Origin of the sequence: Corallococcus sp. CA041A (assembly GCF_003612075.1) — a bacterium.
GTDB lineage: Bacteria > Myxococcota > Myxococcia > Myxococcales > Myxococcaceae > Corallococcus > Corallococcus exiguus.
Genome location: NZ_RAWF01000202.1, coordinates 1 through 18,028, shown reverse-complemented (window position 1 = coordinate 18,028; position 18,028 = coordinate 1). Strand labels below are relative to the sequence as shown.

Annotated in this window: 14 protein-coding genes; 6 read left to right on the top strand and 8 right to left on the bottom strand. The window is 70.9% G+C overall.

Translation table 11 applies throughout. The annotated features are described in order from the left end of the window. On the top strand, window positions 1–597 hold a 597-nt coding region (locus tag D7V77_RS29775; RefSeq protein ID WP_120579681.1), incomplete at its 5' end, for a hypothetical protein. On the opposite strand, the gene D7V77_RS29770 is transcribed toward D7V77_RS29775, so the two are convergent. The 5 genes from D7V77_RS29770 to D7V77_RS29750 all read right to left on the bottom strand — a co-directional run bounded on the left by D7V77_RS29770 (window position 576) and on the right by D7V77_RS29750 (window position 7,749). After that, on the bottom strand, window positions 576–1,349 hold the full coding sequence (locus D7V77_RS29770; protein WP_120579677.1) for a DNA methyltransferase: 774 nt from the start codon (window positions 1,347–1,349) through the stop codon (window positions 576–578). The two genes, D7V77_RS29775 and D7V77_RS29770, sit on opposite strands and share 22 nt — an antisense overlap. Before the next feature lie 632 nt (window positions 1,350–1,981). Beyond that, window positions 1,982–2,890, bottom strand: a complete 909-nt coding sequence (locus D7V77_RS29765; RefSeq protein WP_120579676.1) for a DUF2381 family protein — start codon at window positions 2,888–2,890, stop codon at window positions 1,982–1,984. Window positions 2,891–3,009: 119 nt separating this feature from the next. Continuing rightward, entirely contained in the window at window positions 3,010–4,881 is a 1,872-nt protein-coding gene (locus D7V77_RS29760) for a serine/threonine-protein kinase (protein WP_120579675.1), read from the bottom strand. A gap of 379 nt (window positions 4,882–5,260) precedes the next feature. Next, entirely contained in the window at window positions 5,261–6,430 is a 1,170-nt protein-coding gene (locus tag D7V77_RS29755) for a TfuA-like protein (RefSeq protein WP_120579674.1), read from the bottom strand. A gap of 164 nt (window positions 6,431–6,594) precedes the next feature. Then, the gene (locus D7V77_RS29750) at window positions 6,595–7,749 is read right to left on the bottom strand and encodes a YcaO-like family protein (protein ID WP_120579673.1); all 1,155 of its coding nucleotides are present in this window, start codon (window positions 7,747–7,749) and stop codon (window positions 6,595–6,597) included. Between the two features lie 120 nt (window positions 7,750–7,869). Between D7V77_RS29750 and D7V77_RS29745 the strand changes: the two genes are divergently transcribed. The 5 genes from D7V77_RS29745 (at window position 7,870) to D7V77_RS29725 (ending at window position 10,806) form a co-directional block, all read left to right on the top strand. Then, on the top strand, window positions 7,870–8,346 hold the full coding sequence (locus tag D7V77_RS29745; RefSeq protein ID WP_120579672.1) for a peroxiredoxin: 477 nt from the start codon (window positions 7,870–7,872) through the stop codon (window positions 8,344–8,346). A gap of 150 nt (window positions 8,347–8,496) precedes the next feature. Next, a complete protein-coding gene (locus D7V77_RS29740) occupies window positions 8,497–9,069 on the top strand; it encodes an RNA polymerase sigma factor (RefSeq protein WP_120579671.1) in 573 nt (190 codons plus the stop codon). Continuing rightward, complete coding sequence (locus tag D7V77_RS29735; RefSeq protein WP_120579670.1) at window positions 9,069–9,608, top strand: zf-HC2 domain-containing protein; 540 nt, start codon at window positions 9,069–9,071, stop codon at window positions 9,606–9,608. Before D7V77_RS29740 ends, D7V77_RS29735 begins: the two co-directional genes overlap by 1 nt. Window positions 9,609–9,613: 5 nt before the next feature. Then, a complete protein-coding gene (locus D7V77_RS29730; RefSeq protein WP_120579680.1) occupies window positions 9,614–10,102 on the top strand; it encodes a hypothetical protein in 489 nt (162 codons plus the stop codon). Window positions 10,103–10,230: 128 nt separating this feature from the next. Continuing rightward, entirely contained in the window at window positions 10,231–10,806 is a 576-nt protein-coding gene (locus D7V77_RS29725; protein ID WP_120579679.1) for a DUF4136 domain-containing protein, read from the top strand. An 8-nt stretch (window positions 10,807–10,814) separates the two neighbouring features. Here D7V77_RS29725 and D7V77_RS29720 read toward each other — a convergent pair whose 3' ends face one another. The 3 genes from D7V77_RS29720 to uvrA all read right to left on the bottom strand — a co-directional run bounded on the left by D7V77_RS29720 (window position 10,815) and on the right by uvrA (window position 17,943). Further along, complete coding sequence (locus tag D7V77_RS29720; RefSeq protein ID WP_120579669.1) at window positions 10,815–11,960, bottom strand: chemotaxis protein; 1,146 nt, start codon at window positions 11,958–11,960, stop codon at window positions 10,815–10,817. Window positions 11,961–12,044: 84 nt separating this feature from the next. Next, window positions 12,045–12,605, bottom strand: a complete 561-nt coding sequence (locus tag D7V77_RS29715; protein WP_169826933.1) for a glutathione peroxidase — start codon at window positions 12,603–12,605, stop codon at window positions 12,045–12,047. 34 nt (window positions 12,606–12,639) lie between these two features. After that, a complete protein-coding gene (gene uvrA / locus D7V77_RS29710) occupies window positions 12,640–17,943 on the bottom strand; it encodes an excinuclease ABC subunit UvrA (RefSeq protein WP_120579668.1) in 5,304 nt (1,767 codons plus the stop codon). Window positions 17,944–18,028 lie beyond the last annotated feature (85 nt).

Here is an 18,028-nt window from a genome sequence, read left to right as displayed (position 1 = left end):
CCCCTCTTCCAACGGCTGTCACGCCGTGTGGGGGACCTGAAGGCAGAGCGCCTGCGTCACACGTACCAGACGACGTTCTGGTACGCCTTCGGGCCTCCGGAGAACGTGGTGGAGGAGGTCATCCACACGCTGCGGCCCCGGGTGACGAAGGGCTGGAAGATCGCGGGCGTGGAGTGGTGGCTGTCCCGGATGCGGGCCACGGACGTGCGGGTGGACTTCCATCAGGACCGGGACGAGCGGCTGGCGTTGGCCACGGGGAAGCTGGTGCACCCGGTGCGCTCATCGGTGTTGTTCCTCAACCGGGTGCGGGGCGGCGCGCTGGCGGTGACGCGGGAGCTGCCGTGTGACGACAACCCGTCGCTCGCGCCGGACCGGCTGGAGGATTTGACGCTGGTGGCGCCGAGGCCTAACCGGCTGGTGGTGTTCGACGGGACGCTGACGCACGGGGTGCTGGACGCGGACAACCAGGTCCCGGACGGCAAGCTGCCGGGACCTTCACGCGAGCGGCGCACGCTGGTGATGAACTGGTGGGGCCACCGTCCCACGGACGTGCCCCTGTGGAGCGAGACGCGCTTCTACCGGGCGCTGGCCAGCTGACGGGCGGTTTCGCGCAGGCGGTGGGTGACGCGCTCGGCCCACTCGGGCTCGACCTCCATGCAGGCGGGGCGGCGGCCCAGGCGCAGGGCCGCGGAGGGCATGGAGCCGCTGCCCGCGAACGGATCCAACACGGTGTCCCCGGGGCGGCTCCAGGTGCGGACCAGGGGCTCCAGCACGGAGAAGGGCTTGTGGTGCGGGTGGCCGCCCCACCGCGCGGCCTCGGCGTCATCGTCGTAGCCGCCGACGACGGCCCACACGGTGGGAGCGTCCCCAAGGGCGAGCGGCGGCTCGGGCGTGCGGGCGATGACGAGGGCGACCTCGTAGACGCGCAGCATCTGCTCGTTGGCGTTCTTGTCGGTGGTGCGCTTGCCCCAGACGTACTCGCCGCGCAGGTGGGTGTAGCCCAGGCCATGCGCGGCGGTGAGGATGGGCTCCTTGCCCAGCAGGTTGGTCCAGATGATGAGGGGCGCGTCGGGGGTGAGGTGCGCGGTGGCGCGCGTGAGCCAGGCCTCGGAGAAGACGCGGTAGTCGCGCACGGACTCGAAGCGGACGATGGGGTTGCGGTCGATCTTCTTGTTCGCGCGGGGGTCGCGCAGGTCCCCGCCCTTGCGGCGCCGGGTGAGCAGGCAATACGGCGGGTCCGTGTGGAGCAGCGAGGCGCGGGTGTCGCCGAGGGCGGCCCGGTAGCCCTCGGGCTCGCGCGCGTCGGCGCGGACGCAGCGCAGGGATTCGGGCGTGAGGTCGGAGGTCATCGTGTGGAGCCGCACCCTACCCGTTCCAGCGCATGGCCGCCGCGTATTCCACCTGCCCGCGGCGAGTGCCAGGGGTGTGGCGATTGCAATGCCTGCTCACATTTCAGAAGATAGACACGGCCCGCTCATCCTCCGCTCGCACAGCTCACCCAACGTGAGGACCGCCATGATGCGTGTGAAGCATTGGATGTTGGCCTGCGCCGTCAGTCTGGCAATGGCTTGCGGAGGTTCGTCAGCGGACGTCGAGGAGGAGCTGCAAGCGTCCTCGCAAGAGCTCGCGGGGTGTACCGCGCTGTGTTCCACGGGCTCGGTGAGCTGCCCATCCGCGACGTCGAATTGCTCGTCGGCTGACTACCAGGGAGTGACCTGCAATGGCGTCTTCTACGCCTGCCCGTCGACTCCGCCTCCGACCTGCGACGCGGTTCGCTGCTCCCTCATGCACAAGAGGGCCTGCTCTCCGTCCCAGGAGGGAGAGCTCACGGACTGCTGCTATTCCGCAGGGGACCCCGGAACCTGCGAGTGCACCGGCTCCGTCTGGTGGTGCTCTTAGTCGGGACCACCGTGGCTGATTGAACCCTGTCGCATCGGGTGGGCACCTCGTGTGCTCGCCCGATGCGTGGCGTCCAGAGGGCTCACGGGAACTCGATGTCACTCCACTGCGCCGTCCGCGTGCCATCCACGTCCACGACGTTCAGTCGGTATTTTCCCAGTTCCGGGTTCTTCACGTCGAACTCCAGCGCCACGATCGCCGAGGATTCAGCCGTAATGGGTCCGGATTGGACCGGCGGCAAGGAAGGCCACTCCTTGCCCTTCCGGTCCACCAGCACTGCCCGCCCGATGGTCCACGGCTTCTTGTCACTCGCCTTCAGCAACAACTTCACCGCCCACCGCGGCCCCGACGTGTACGTCGATATCTTCTCTATCAGCAATGAGCACGAACGCATGCAGATGAAGGGGTTCCCAAACTGCTGCATTTTCACGCCAGGAAACCCCGACGACATCGGCAGGAGCGCGCCAAATCCCGGCGTTTCGCGCGCGCCCTCCGCCGGGGAAACGCGCTCCCGTCGCAAGCGTTCGAGCTCCGCGCGCAGTTGCTGCACTTCCTGGCGGTATGACTCCGCGGAACGTGCACGCCGGTAGACTTCCACCTGCCGATCCACGGCGCCAGAATCCACCACCAGGGTCAATGACAGCCTTGAGGGAAACGCTGCGCTCGCATCCTTGAAGGGAATGGACAGCTTCAAGGTTCCCCCTTGCTGCAAGTCATTGGAGGGAACAAGGACAAGAACCGAATTTCCCGTGCTCACCCGCGCGAACAGCGCTCGCGACTCCAGGATCACCTGGTCCTGTTGGATGTCGGTATCGAAGAGCAGCGTCGTGCTCACCCCAGGCCCGATGTGGATGGGACGCGACCCGGCGTCCTCCGCTCCCACTTCCATCCGGAGCGTCCCCTCAACCCCATCCTTCGCCACGGGAGAAGCCGCCAGGACAAGGGACGACCAGAGCAGCAGAGGAAGCGCGACGAACAGACAGGAGGGCACGGTGGGAAGGGCTCCTCGAACCGGGGCGGCAGAGGCTTCCTTCTACCACGAGGCGTTTCTTATGCCCCCCGCGCGATGATGACCCATCTCCGTGAGTAGGCATCACTGCGTCGAAGAGGCTACTCCTCTTCAGGGACGAGGAGCCTCCTGACGGACTGGATTGGGAGCGTAGAGATCGGGAGCCACCGGACGGTGGCAGTGTCCTTCCGGTCGCCGAACTGGTTCGTCGCAAAGCCCGGTTGATAAGTTCTCGGGTCAAAAGCCTCCATGCAGATCGGGAAGGCCCTCCCGTCAGGTAGGATGACCTCCGTGAAGATGAGCCTCGTGAGCCCTGGCCAGAACACCGAGCGGCCCTTCATGATCGATCCCGCCGGGAGCCCACCGCGACTGTACGGCACCGCATGCTGGATGCCCTGAATGGGCCCCTCACGCATTTGCATCGCCACGCCCTCGCTCTCCTCGAAGTAGATATTGTCAGTCGGGGGCATGCCGATCCCCAACTTCTTCATCCCCTCCCTGGCTCCCGCCGGGCACGGTTCGCCTTCTGCCTTGCGGGTGTTGGCACTCCCTCCCGCACACGACATGCCCACGCAGGCCGCCACGGCCGCGCCAGCGATCTTCCGCATGACACCGCCGTCCGCTCGCAGGGGCTTCACTGGGTTGGTCGCAACCTCGGAAAACTCGGGCGGAGTCGGCTCCACCGCAGCGGAGACGCCCGCATCCGGGGAAGACGCCACCGCGAGCACGGCGGCATCGGGAAGACTCGGGGTTGGTGTCACGGACGAACTTCCTTTCTCAGACACAGGCGCTACGACAGGTGGAGGACGGTCCGGCGTCAGTCGCGCCAGCCCGAAGATCAAGAAGCCCAGCAGCAGTGCTCCCAGGCCGAGCACCGCGCCGGAACGACGGCGCCGCTTCGGCGCGACGGCCTCCGCGGGTGAGGACGGTTCCGAAGGCGCTGACTCCCGGGCATGCGCTGCCAGCTCCGTGGAAGTCCCAGGGAACTGCGACAGCGACACGACGCCCCGGTCCAGCCCGGACGCATCCGGATCCGCCGGGACGTCCAGCGAGACCTTCCAGTCCGCGTGGCGCTTGTCCTTCGCGGCGTCCCAGAGCGCCTGCAGCAGCGTCTCCGTCCCCGAGTAGCGATCCTCGGGGCGCTTGGAGAGCAGCCGCATCGCGATGTCCGACAGGCTGGAGGGGACCTTGGGGTTGATGTCCTTCGGTGCTCGCGGCACCACCGTTTCGATGGCGGGCAGCAACCGTTCGTAGGGCAGGCGCGGGTCGAAGGCGTAGCCGTCCGTCAGGGACTCGTAGAGCAGCGCGCCCAGCGCGTAGAGGTCCCCCGGGATGCCCGCGTCGAAGTTCGCACCGGCCTTCCAGGAGCCTTCTCGCAGGAAGGTCACGCACTCCGGCGGCAGCAGGTGCGGCGACGCGGGCGCCACGCCCACGGTCAACGTGGAGGCCCCCGGGATGCGCGCCGTGCCCAGGTCGATGATGATGGGGCGCTCGTCCAGGCGGCGGATGAGCAGGTTGTCCGACTTGAGGTCGCGGTGATGCACGCCCCTGCGGTGGAGATCCGCCACCACCCGCACGACCTCCGTGTAGACGGTCAGCAGGTGCGCGGCGGAGGGCTTCACCCGCCAGCGCCACTCGTGGAACGTCTCGCCGTCCACGAAGTCGGTGACGTGGAAGAGGTAGCCGTCCGGTGGCTCCGGCCAGCGATCCACGGCGTGCACGCGCGGCAGGTTGGGATGCGGCGCGCACGCGAGCAGCGCCGCCACCTCCCGCGAGAGCCGTCCGTTGACGTCCTCTTCATCGCTGGCGTGCTGGTTCGCCGGCCGCAACGCGAGCTTCAGTGCGTAGACGTTCCCGCCCCGCTCCACCTTGAAGACCCGGCCGAAGCCTCCCGCGCCAAGCGTCCCGACGATTCGCCAGGGGCCGACATGGTGGCCGACTTCAAGCTGGTCCGGGTGGAGCGGCGTGGTCATGGCGCTGACTCAAGCCGTGACACAACCTGGGAGGTGGGGACGACCACCCGGGGTTTCAAGACCGGCGAGGGTGCCTTCCCTGCCACATCCCACCGCGGAGGTCGGATTCCCCGCAATCCGCGAGCGTGCCCGGCCGATGACGGCGCGGACCCACTTGGCGGAACCACCCAGGGAGCGGTGTTCAATGCGGACAACCTCCGGGGTTGACCCTATCTGGCCCTGCGGGGCTGTCACGTTTTTTCGTGACGCTGCAGGGGGGTCGAACCTGAACGGGCGTCCAACCCGCCAGGCGGCCTGGAGTTCGTGAAACAGGTTTCAGCCCGTCCGGATGTGACGGCGGGCCCTGTCTGGGATTGCGCGGAGGCGCGGCTCCGGCCGGCTATTCGCCTTCGTCGGACGCGTCGTCTGCTTCCGCCAGCGCTCGGGCGGCCTGTTCCCACTGGCCTCCCAGTCGGGCCTCGGAAGCCAGGGCTTCGTCCCAGGAGGGACCATCCGGCAGGAGCCGCGACGCGTGCTTCAAGGCCAGGCGCTCCAGCGCTCGGGCTTCGCACAGGCGGCGCAGCTCCAGCGCATCCAGCCCGTTCGCGGCGAGGAAGGCCTCACGGCGCGAGGCACGAACGCTCCGCTCGTTCCACCACGCGGCCTCTTCCGCTGCGATCTCCTCCTCCGTCGCGTCGAGCCCCAGCGAACGCGCCCAGCCCGCGAGCAATGCCCGCCGCAGGCCCGCCTCCGCCCAGGCCTCCGCATCGGGCGCGCCGCGCAGCAGTTCCATCACGCGCCCGGAGTCCACGGCACGCGAGCCCACGCGCGTCACGTCCTCCATCAAGCGCCGGCGCCGCACCAACGACGAAGGATTGCGCCGGACTCCAGGTTGCATCGGAGGCGCCCGGCTCACGAACTCCGCGCCCGCGCGCACGCATTCGATGGCATCCAGCCGCTTGAGGTCTTCCACTCCGCCAGAGAACCAGGCGTCCCAGGCTTCACGCACGGGCCGCGTCCACGCGGGTTCCACGGCCTCGCGGATCCGGGTCCAGGTGCGCTCCTGGTAGAAGACGCCCGCGGCCGCGTCCACCAGGGCCTTTGCAGCCGCGCGTCCCAATACGCGCGCCTTGAGTGCCAGCTCCGCCGCGTGCCGTACGTTCACCAGGGGCACCGTGAGGGGACGCCAACCGTGTTCGGCGTCCGCGTGCAGCAGCGCCACCTCCGAGTCGTCCACCGCCACGCCGTCGCGATACCAGCCGAAGATGCGGCCCACGCCGACCACGCCGTGCTCGGACAGCTCCGAGGCGCGCAGCGCGCCCATGCTGCCTCCGCCGAAGACGGCCACGCCGGCCTCCAGCGCCGCGAGCAGCTCGTGATGCCAGACGGATGGCTGCGCCTCGAAGACTCCGTCCACCAGCACCAGCGCGCGGGGCTTGAGTGACAGCGCTCGCCACACGTCCCCCTGCCGCGCGGGAGGCAACACCGTGCACGGCGCGATCCGCCGCGCCTCGGCCGCGGGCAACGAGGGCCCCAGGAACACCACCAGGTCGTCCGGCCGCCGCTTCACGCGAGCCCCTTCACGCGCAGGCCCCGCGTCGTGCCCTGCGGCCAGGACACCTGCATTTGCGGACCCGGTACCCCTGCGCTTCACGCGAGCCCCTTCACGCGCAGGCCCGCTCGCGGCATCCGGGACACCCACGGCCCCTGCACTCTTCACACCTGACCGCCGCTTCACAGGAGCTCCGACACGCGCATGCCCGGCACCACGACCTTCCACACGTGCAGCCCGGGCACCGGGGCGTCCAGCGCCACGCCCGCCACCCTTGTGAACCCCGCGCCGCCCAGCAACGACAACACCGTGCGCACCTTCGCCGCCGCGGTCTTCGCGCGCCGGTCCACCGCGTCCGGCATCGCGTCCACTCCACGACGGGGCCGCACCTCCGACAAGGCCTGCGCGAACCCCAGCGCCGCATCACGGTCCGCCGCCGCCACGTCCTCACGGGCTCCGTGGATGTCCGTCAGCCGCGATTGCGCGGCCTCCAGCAAGGCCTTCAGCAACGCCTCATCCCGGTCCATCGCGCACGCATAGCCGGCCGTGAGCGGCACCGGGCCCTCGTCCGCGTCCACCAGCACCGCCGCGGCCACGGGCAGCCCCACCCTTCCCTTCGTCCGGGGCGCGGGCGTCACATCGAAGAGGTAGGCCCGGAACCCCTGGGCCCTCAGCGCGTCTCGCTGCGCGGCCGTTCGCGGAGCCCCGTCCTCCAATGCCTCCGGCCGCAGCATCCGCCCCACCACGCCCTCCTCCGACCAGCCCTCCGGCAACGCCCGCGACAGCTGGTCCCGCTCCGTGGCCTCCAGCAGCGCGTGCAGCAGCGCCGGCTCCGACTCCGGATGCGCCCCGGAGCCATTCGTCGTCCACGCCACCGACACCGGCCCCAGCTCCACCGTCCCCGAGGGCGGGCAGTACACCCCCTGCGCCGGCACCCAGACCCGCTCATCCCCGGCCAGCGTCCGCGCTTCGCACCACGCCAGCCGCACCGCCGGCCCCGCGAGCCTCGGCGCCACCACCGCGCCCGCCGACCCGAGCTCCTCCACGCCCCAGACCGTGTCGCCTCCCCACTCCAGCTCCGCCCGGGAGCCCCAGCGCAACCGCTCCGGCCGCACCGTCTCCGCCGCCCACAGCTCCGCGGTCTCGAAGAGCGCGCCCCGGGCCGCGGCGTCGAAGGTCAGCCCCTTGCCATTACACACCTGGAGCACGTGCCCACCCGGACGCACCGCGCAGGCGACCTCCACGCCGGTGCGGTCCAGTCCGGTGACTCGGGCGACCCGGGTCACTCCCAGGCCACGGGCCAGGGCATCGAGGAAGGCAGGGGAGACGGAATCCATCGAGGCAGTCGACACGGGGGGCACCTTAGCGGACCCCCGGCGCGGCGCGGCGTGGGATGACGGGGAAAACGTGGTAGGGGAAGGGCAATCCCCGCCGTATCGGGCTGGAGCGCGCATCGAATGATTGCCGTCGGAGAACTCGCACCGGACTTCGCCGCGACCGACTGCCATGGGCAGACCGTTCGATTGTCGGAGCTGCGAGGCCGGCGCGTCGTGCTCTTCTTCTTCCCCCGCGCCTTCACCGTGGGCTGCACCATCGAGAACCGGGCCTTCAGGGACAACCACGAGCGGATCCGCGAGCTGGGCGCGGAGCTCGTCGGCGTCTCCGTGGACACGCTCACCACCCAGTGCGACTTCGCCGAACAGGAGGGCATCCACTTCGCCCTCCTGGGAGACGACGAGCGGCGGATCAGCCGCGCCTGGGGCGTGCTGTGGCCGGTGCTCAACATCGACCGGCGCGTCACCTTCATCGTCGGCGCGGACGGCGTCGTCGAACGCGTCATCCACCATGAGGTGCGCGTCTACCGCCACCTCGACGACGTGCTGAAGTACCTCCAGGCCCACCCCACCCCGGGCAGCAACACCGCCTCCGCCTGAGGCCTTGCGCCCGCCCGCCTGCCCGGTACCGGACGTCTTGCGCACGTCCCGGGAGGCGAAAAGCGGGCTGGAAAATAACCTTCCGTCCCCTGGAGGGTTCAAGCCCCTGTGAGCGGACGGGTCCTAGGACTGGTGCGGCCCGGTGGGGCCGTGAGCGCTCTCTCGGATGAAGCCCTGTGTGGGGCCTTCCTCGCGGGGGACGCGACGGCGTTCGGCCAGCTCTTCGAACGGCACCGGGGCCTCGTCTTCTCGCTGATGCGCCGCTACACCGTGAGCGCGGAGGACGCGGCGGACCTGACGCAGCAGGCGTTCCTCCGGGCCCTGGAGGCGTCACGGCGGGTGTTCGCGCGCTTCACGCCCACCACGCCCACGCCGTTCCGTTCGTGGCTGGTGCGGGTGGCGCTCAACCTGGCCAAGAACCACGCGCGACAGGGGCTGCGGTGGCGGCCGGTGCTGGTGGAGTCGGTGACGGATGACCTGGCGGCGGACCTGAGCGAGGGCGCGGACGCGTCGCTGGAGCGCACCCAGCAGGGCCAACGGGTGCGACAGGCGGTGCTCGCCCTGCCCCGCCGTCAGCGCGAGGTGCTGACGCTGCGGGTGGACGGTGGCCTGCCGTTCAAGGACATCGCCGGGACGCTGGGCATCACGGAGAACAACGCGAAGGTGCAGTTCCACCTCGCGGTGAAACGCTTGAAGGCCGACGTGGCCGGGGAGACGCAGTGATGGGTGCGTGCGTGGAATACGAGGAGCAGGCGAGCCTCCACGCTGCGGAGGCGCTGGAGGGCGAGGAGGCCGCGCGCTTCCAGGCCCACCTGGAGTCCTGCGCGGCCTGCCAGGCGGAGGTGGCCTCCGCTCGCGAAGTCCTGGGCCTGGTGGCGCTGCCGCCCCAGACGCCCGTGGAGGTGCGCACGCAGGAAGGTCTGGGTCCCAGGACCCTGGCGGCGTGGCGCCGGGAGCAGACGCGCCGGGGGATGGGCCGGCGGGCGCTGGGTTCGCTCGCGGCCGTGGCGGCGGTGGTGGCGCTGATGCTGGGGCCGTCCGCGCTGGAGCGGCTCAAGGCGCCCCACCCGGTGACGACGCCGGCCGCCGTGCAGTCCGCGAGCGCCCGCGACGACGTGGACGCGGAGACGCTGGCCGCCTTCGAGGCGTGGGCCGGGTTGGATCCGCTGGAGGATGACGGCTCGGGGTACGGCCTGGACGAGGACCTGTCGTGGGACGACTCCGACCTGGACGGGGACTTCGACCTGGGAGAGACACTGTGAAGACGATGAAGCGGATGACCTGGGCGCTCGTGTTCGCGCTGCCGGTGATGGCGCTGGCGCAGCCCGGGCCGAAGGAGCCGGGAGCGCGTGACGCCGACCGCATGGCCCGGGCCGAGCAGCGGCAGCGGCTGCGGCAGGTGCTGGAGCTGGCGGACACGCTGGAGCTGGACAGCGCGCAGGCCCTGAAGATGGATGAGACGCTGCGCCGCTTCGAGGACCGGCGCCGCCCATTGCGCGAGCAGGTGCGGGACTCGGCGCGCATCCTCCATCTGGCGTCGCGAGGCGACAGCGCGGCCCTGGGTCAGGTGGACGCGGCGGCGCAGAAGGTCTTCGACGCCCGGGCGCGGATCGCCGCGCTGGACCGGGAGCTGTACCAGGCGCTCGCCAAGGACCTGACCCCGGAGAAGCGCGCGCGGCTGGCCGTGGTCATGGCCCGCTCCGAGGGCATGAAGGGGATGAAGGCCAAGGGGCCGAAGGAATCGCGCGGCGACTGAGGACGCCCCTCCCTCAAGTCCGAAGCGAACGGGCGGACACGGACGGACCTCCCCGGGGGCCATACCCAACGTCATGGCATTGACCGTGTCCCTCCCCAAGGGATGCGCTTCTCCCCATGGAGTCCGCCATGCGTCTGCTGTCCCGTGTTCTTCCCGTGCTCGTGGGCCTTGGGCTCGCGTCCTGCGCGGGCGTCGATGTCAACACCAACTACGACCCCGCCGCCGTCCAGCGCATCAACCAGTTCCACACCTATGCGTGGCTGACGCATCCCCAGCAGACGAAGGACTCGCGCATCAACAACGACATCACCAACAGCCAGGTGACCGGGGCGGTGGACCAGGACCTCCAGGCCCGCGGCTACCAGAAGGTGGACGCGAGCGCGAACCCGGACTTCCTCATCGGCTGGCAGGGTGCGATCGACAAGCGGTTGTCCGCGGATACGGTGGACAACTACTGGGGCTACCCGTGGGATCCGTTCTGGGGTTCGTACTACGGGCCCTCGCAGACGTACGTGCGCGAGTACGACGTGGGCACGCTCATCCTCGACGTGGTGGACGCGAAGGAGAAGAAGCTCGTCTGGCGCGGCACGGCCCAGTCGAACATCGGCGACAGCCCGAGCGCCCAGACCAACAGCGGCAAGATTGAGAAAGGCGTGGAGAAGATGCTGAAGGACTTCCCGCCCGAGCCGAAGGAGAAGAAGTAGGCGCTCTTTCAGCGAGCGCGCCGCCACGCCCGCGTGAGCAGCAGGCCTCCCAGGAGGCCACCCACGCCCAGCAGCACCGCCAGCAGCGTGAGCCAGAGGAACACGCGGTCCACCAGCGGGCCCAGCCGGTCGAACGCGTGGTCCACCCAGCCGCGCGCCAGTCCGTCCAACTGCTGGAACGTGGCCACGCGTTCGGCGTGCAGGGCGGCCTCCACCGCCTGCCGCTCCCGGTCCACGTCCGCGAGCACCGCCCGCCGCTCGCCGGTGATGAACTCCTGGAGGCCCAGGCGTTCGGCGTGCACCGCGTCCAGCACCGCGCGGCGCTCGCGTTCGATGAGCGCGGGCGAGTTCGCGGCCAGCGCGCCCACGCGGTCCAGCAGGTCCACCGTGCGCCCCAGCTCCGCCAGCGCGGCCTGGACGGTGGGCGCATGCAGGGCATCCGTCGCGACCAGCTCCGCCTGCCAGCGCGCCTGCCGGGGCAGGCTGGTCGCGTAGAGGTCCACGCGCGCGGTGAGGTCGCGCGTGTCCTCGACGAGGCCGGCGGCCGTGGACCGCAGGCCTCCGCCCGTCACTTCCGTGAGGGAGGCCAGCAGGGCCGTGGTGGATTCGCGCGTGACGAGCGGCCCGGTCAGCGGGTGCGCCGCGGCCCAGGCGTGCACCTTGTCGCGGGTCTGGGTCACGTCCTCGCGACCGGTGACCTCGCGCCACTCGGCCTCCACTTCGGACTCCAGCGCCACCAGCGCTTCATGGGCGTGCGCCAGCAGCTCCGGCGATGCGTCCACGGCGGTCTGCGGCAGCGAGTCCTCGATCTGGGCCAGCAGTGTCCAGGTGTCGATGAGGGCAGCCACTGGATCCGGCTGGAAGAGCGCGCTCTGCACGGCGGGCACCGCGTTGGCCTTGAAGCGCAGCATGGCCGAAGCCACGTGCGGCGAACCGGAGCGCGCGGCCAGGTCGTCCGCCAGGGCCTCGATGAGTCCGGAGAAGCGCCGGGCCAGGTCCCGCACCCGCGTGCGCATCACCGCCACGGACAGGTCGGACCGCCCCACGCGCGTGGTCAGCGCCGAGCGCTGCGGCGCCAGCGACGCGCATCCACCACACAGCGCCGCGAGCAGCACCACGGTCACGACGCGTACGGGGAAGAGAGCCGGAGCCATGGTCCGGCACCCAAGCTGCGCACGCCCTGCCCCGCCGCCGAGCAGTCCCCCGGGGCGGAGCCAACGTCGGACGTCAGACGCCCGTCACTTCTCCGCGAGCGCCTTGTCGATGGCGGCCTTCAGCTCCGGGCTGTCCGGCGTGACGCTGCTGGGGAAGGCGGCCTTCACCTGGCCGTCCTTGCCCACCACGTACTTGTGGAAGTTCCACTTGGGCTCGCCGTGGTCCTTGGCGAGGAACGCGTAGACGGGGGACTGGCCCTCGCCCTTGGTCTTGACCTTCTCGAACATGGGGAAGGAGACCTTGAAGCGCAGCTCGCAGAACTTCGCGATCTGCTCGGAGGTGCCCGGCTCCTGGCCGCCGAAGTCGTTGGACGGGAAGCCCAGGACGACCACGCCCTTGTCCTTGTAGCTGTCGGAGAGCGCCTGGAGGCCCTTGTACTGCGGCGTGTAGCCGCACTCGGACGCGGTGTTCACGACGAGGGCGACCTTGCCCTGGAAGTCCGACAGCTTCTCGGGCTTGCCGTCGAGCCGGTTGGCGGAGAGCTGGTGGAAGGACATGGTTTTCTTCTCGGTCTTGTCCGCGGCGGAGGCCACCGTGGAGAGGGAGAGCACCGTCGCGACGGTGAACAGCAGGGAAGTTCTCATGGCGGGCGCAGGATGCCGGAAGGAGCGCATGGATTCACCGTCCCCGTGAGGCGACGCGCGCCTTGGGTTCTTCAGTGGAAAAAACCGACTTGAGCACACGCCCCGTGGGCGTCTTGAGCTTCGCCACCTCGCGAGGCGTGCCTTCGCCCACGATGCGGCCTCCGCCCTCGCCGCCCTCCGGCCCCAGCTCCACCACGTGGTCCCCCGCGGCGATGACCGACGGGTGGTGCTCGATGACGACCAGCGTGTCGCCCCGGTCCACCAGCCGGCCCATGAAGGTGATGAGCTTCTCCACGTCGCCCAGGTGCAGGCCGGTGGTGGGCTCATCCAGCACGTACAGCGTGGGTTCGTGGCGGGAGGTGGCCGTCAGCTCCGCGGCCAGCTTGAGCCGCTGGGCCTCACCGCCGGACAGCGTGTTGGAGCCCTGCCCCAGTTGCAGGTAGCCCACGCCCAGGTCGGCCAGGCACTCCAGCGGCGCGGCGACCTTGGGCAGCGCGCGGAAGACGTCCTTGGCCTCGTCCGCGGACAGGCGCAGCACGTCGCCCACGGTGAGGCCGTGGTAGCGCACCTCCAGCGTGGCGGCGTCGAAACGCGCCCCGTTGCAGGCCTCGCAAGGCGTGACGACGTCCGGCAGGAAGGACATCTCGTGGGAGATGGCGCCCTGCCCTTCGCACACCTTGCAGCGGCCACCCGCCGCCGTGTTGAAGGAGAAGCGCGCGGGCCCGAAGCCGCGAATCTTCGCTTCCGGCGTGGCCGCGAACACGCGGCGCAATTCGTCCCAGATGCCCAGGAACGTCGCCGGCACCGAGCGCGGCGTGCGCCCGATGGGCGACTGGTCCACCGACAGCACCCGCTTGATGGACTCCGTGCCCTTGAGCGCGTCGAACGCGCCGGCCTTCGCCGTGACGAGCCCCAGCTTGTCGCGCAGCGCCGGGAACAGCACCTGCCGGATGAGCGTGCTCTTGCCGGAGCCCGACACGCCGGAGACGACGTTGAGCCGCCCCACCGGCAGCCTGAGGTCCACGCGCTGGAGGTTGTTCGCGCGGGCGCCCTTCAGCTCCACCCAGGCCTTCGGCTCGCCCCGGCCGGACGGAGGCCGCACCTGCGCGGCCCGGAGCGCCTGCGCGGTGGGCGAGTCCGACTCCAACACCACGTCCGGCGTGCCCTCCGCCAGGATGTGGCCACCGCCCCGGCCGCCCGTGGGTCCCAGGTCCAGCAGGTGGTCCGCGGCGCGGATGGTGTCCGAGTCATGCTCCACCACCAGCACCGTGGAGCCTGTCTCCACCAGCGCGCGCAGGTTGTCGAGCAGCCGGTGCGTGTCGCGCGGGTGCAGGCCGATGGTGGGCTCGTCCAGCACGTACATCGCGCCGGTGAGGCCCGCGCCCAGCTGCGCGGACAGCCGCAGCCGCTGCATCTCACCGCCGGACAGCGTGGCGGCGTTGCGGTCCAGGGACAGGTAGCCCAGGCCCACGCGCTCCAGGAACTCCAGGCGCCGCAGCATCTCCTGCCGCGCCGTCTCGCCCAAGAGCGCCCGGTCGCCCTTGAGCTTCCAGGTGCGCACGCGCGCGAGGGTGGCCGTCACCGACGCCTGCACCACCTCGTGGTAGCGCGCGCCCTCCAGCCGCACCGCGCGCGGCACCGGGGACAGGCGGGTGCCATCGCACGTGCGGCACGGGGCCGTCTCGCCCTCGGCCATCGCGGAGGGGCCGCCCTGCACGCCGGTGCCCTCGCACGACTCGCAGCGGCCCTGCTTCGTGTTGAAGGAGAACCAGCGCGGATCCAACTCCGGCACGGCGGTGCCGCATTTCGGGCAGGTGCGCTCGCTGGACAAAAGCGTCTCCGCCTTGCCCGTGCGCAGCTTCACCGCGCCCTTGCCCCAGTTGAGCGAGGACTCGAACAGCTCGCGCGGCAGCTTCGCGAGCTTGCCCTCGTACATCACGAGGTCGATGTCGTGCTCCTTCGTCTTCGCCAGGCGCGGCGGGTTGTCCGTGGACGCCAGCTCCCCGTCGACGATGGCCTGGGTGATGCCCCCGCGCGCCGCCGCGGTGAAGACGTCCAGGTACGTGCCCTTGCGCGAGCGCACCGCGGGCGCCAGCACCTGCCCGTCGCCCTTCGTCGCCAGCACCTGCGCGTAGAGCGCGGCCGGCGTGGTGGCGCCGATGGGCGTGTCGTCATGCGGGCAGTGCGGCTCGCCAATCTTCGCGTACATGAGCCGCAGGTAGTGGGCCACCTCCGTGACGGTGGCCACGGTGCTGGTGGACCCCGCGCGCGACGTGCGCTGCTCCAGCGCCACGGTGGGCGGGATGCTGCTGATGCGCTCCACGTCCGGACGCGGCAGCGTGGGCAGGAACTGCCGCGCGTACGGCGTCAGCGTCTCCAGGAAGCGGCGCTGGCCCTCCGCGAAGACGACGTCGAACACCAGCGAGCTCTTGCCAGAGCCGCTGGGCCCCGTCACCACCGTCATCTTCCCCAGGGGAATCCGGCAGGACACGTCCTTGAGGTTGTGCTCGCGCGCGTGCTCCACCTCGATGGCGGGCGGCGCTTCCTTCCCCGGGCGGCGCAGCTTCACCGCCTTCGCCAGCGGCTTGCCCTCGCCCCGGAGCGCGGCGGCGGTGGCGCTGCCCTGCGCCTTCGCCACATCCAACGGCGTGCCCTCCGCCACCAGCCGGCCACCGTCGCGGCCGCCCTTGGGCCCCAGGTCGATGATCCAATCCGAGCCCTTCATCACCGACACGTCGTGGTCCACCACGAGCACGCTGGCACCCCGGTCCACCAGCGCGTGCAGCGACGCCATCACGTGGCGCACGTCCTCCGCGTGGAGGCCCGCGCTCGGCTCGTCGATGAGGAACAGCGTGCCCTTCGCGTCGCTCGCCAGCGCGCGCGCCAGCTTCAGCCGCTGCGCTTCTCCGCCGGACAGCGTGGACAGGGGCTGGCCCAGGGGCAGGTAGCCCAGGCCCAGCCGCTGCGCCGGCCCCAGGGTGCGCTTTAGCGCGGAGTCGTCGCCGAAGTGCTGGAGCACCTCGTCCACCGTCATCTCCAGCACCTGCGCCACGCTGAAGCCCTGGTGCCGGACGGCGAGCACCTCCTCCTTGAAGCGCCGGCCCCGGCACACCGCGCACAACAGGGCCACGTCCGCGAGGAACTGCATCTCCACCGTCTCGTAGCCTTCACCGGAGCAGGCCTCGCAGCGGCCCTTGTCCACGTTGAAGGAGAAGTGCGCGGAGGTCAGGCCCCGCACCTCCGCGTCGGGCTCCGAGGCGAAGCGCTCGCGCAGCCGGTCCCACGCCTTGGTGTACGTGGCCGCGTTGCCGCGCGACGTGCGCCCCAGCGGGGACTGGTCCACGAAGGTGATGGCCTCCACCTGCGCCCCGCCCTCCACCGCCGCCACGTCGCCGGGGGCCTCCACGTCCTTCACGCCCAGCCCGCGCGCCAGGTGCCGGTAGAGCACCTCGTCCATCAGCGTGCTCTTGCCGGAGCCGCTGGGGCCGGTGATGGCGCACAGCACGCCCAGCGGCACGCGCACGGACACGTCCTTCAGGTTGTGTTCGCGCGCCTCGCGGATGACCAGCTCGCCCGTGCGGGTGCGCGGCGTGCGCGGCACCTCCGTGCCCCCGGACAGCATGCGGCCGGTGGGCAGGTCCTGCCGCTTCGCCAGCGCCTCCGGGGTGCCGTCGAAGCACAGCTTGCCGCCATTGCGTCCCGCGCCCGGGCCCAGCTCCAGCACCCGGTGCGCGGAGCGGATGATCAGTGGATCATGCTCGATGACCAGCGCGATGTTGCCCCGGTCCGCCAGCTCCGCGATGGCCTCCGTGAGCGGCGGCACGTCCCCCGGGTGCAGGCCCACGGTGGGCTCGTCCAGCACGAAGAGCGCGCCCGTCAGCGACGTGCCCAGCGCCGCGGTCAGCGACACGCGCTGCGCCTCGCCACCCGACAGCGTGCGCGCGGGCCGGTCCAGCGTGAGGTAGCCCAGGCCCACGCGCTGGAGATAGCGCAGGCGCGCGGACAGCTCCCGCCGAGCCAGGTCGCCCTGCCCCGTCAGCGTCTTCAGGCCATCCAGCCGGGCCAGCGCGTCCGTCAGCTCCAGCCCGTGCCAGGCCGGCAGATCAATGCCGCCCACGCGCCACGCGCGGGCCTGCTCGTTGAGGCGCGCGCCGTGACAGCTCTCGCAGAGCGAGTACGCGCGATACCGGGCCAGCAACACGCGCACGTGCATCTTGTACGTGCGGCCCTCCATCCACCGGAACCACGCGCGCACGCCCGGGTAGACACGGCCGCCGTCGTAGTCGCCCTCGCCCTGGAGCACCGCCTCGCGCTGGGCGGCGGTGAGCTTCTCCCACGGCTTGTCGAAGGGGATGCTCTTCTGCCGGCAGAAGCGCTGGAGCATCTCCCGCTCCCAGGTGGTGGACTGGCCGGACCACGGGCGGATGGCGCCCTCCGCCAGGCTCAACGCCGGGTTGGGGATCACCTTCCCCCAGTCGATGCCGATGGTGCGCCCGAAGCCGCGGCACGGCGCGCACGCGCCCACCGGGCTCTGGTAGCTGAAGAGGCCCGGCCGGGCGAGTTCGAACTCCCGCGCGCACTTGGGACACACCAGCCCCCGGCGCAGCTTCTTGGGCGCGGTCTCCGGAATGAAGAGCAGCGCCTCGCCGTCCGCGCGCGCCCACGCGTCCTCCAGCGCCTGGGTGACTCGGGACAGGTTCGCGTCCGTCAGCTTCACCCGGTCCACCACCACCTGCGCCACGCCCGCGGGGTCGGTGGCCTCGCCCGGCTTGAGCGTCTCCAGCTCCTTCACTTCCCCCTGCACCATCAGCCGGTGGTAGCCGTCCTTCAGCAGGCGGGCCCGCGCGTCGATGAACGCGGACGTGTCCGGGATGCGCACCGGGTACGTGAAGACGCCCTGCGCGTCCGGGTGCTCACGAAGCGCCGCCCGGGCGGCCACGCGCGCGTCGGTGCGCACCGCCTCCAGGCCACAGTCCGGACACACCGGCATCGCCTCGCGGGTGAAGAGCGCGGACAGGTATGGCTCCACGTCCGCCAGCGTGGCCACCGTGGAGCGCGAGCTCTTCACCGGCGCGCGCCGGTCCACCGCGACGCCCGCGGCCACCGGCTCCAGCGCGTCCATGGGCGGCCGCTCCAGCCGCTCGAGGAACTGCCGGGCGTACGGGCTGAAGCTCTCCACGAACCGGCGCTGACCCTCCGCGTAGAGCGTGTCCAGCGCGAGGCTCGATTTGCCGCCTCCGGACACGCCGGTGACGCAGACGAACTCTCCTTCGGAGAGATCGACGGACAAATCCTTGAGGTTGTGGGTGCGGGCGCCGACGAGGTGGGTCTTGTGCATGCCGGCCGGAGGTTTAACGACCGGACACTCGCGCGCCAATCACAACATGAAGGCCAACATCGCCCCGCCCGGGTGGGTTGGGTGG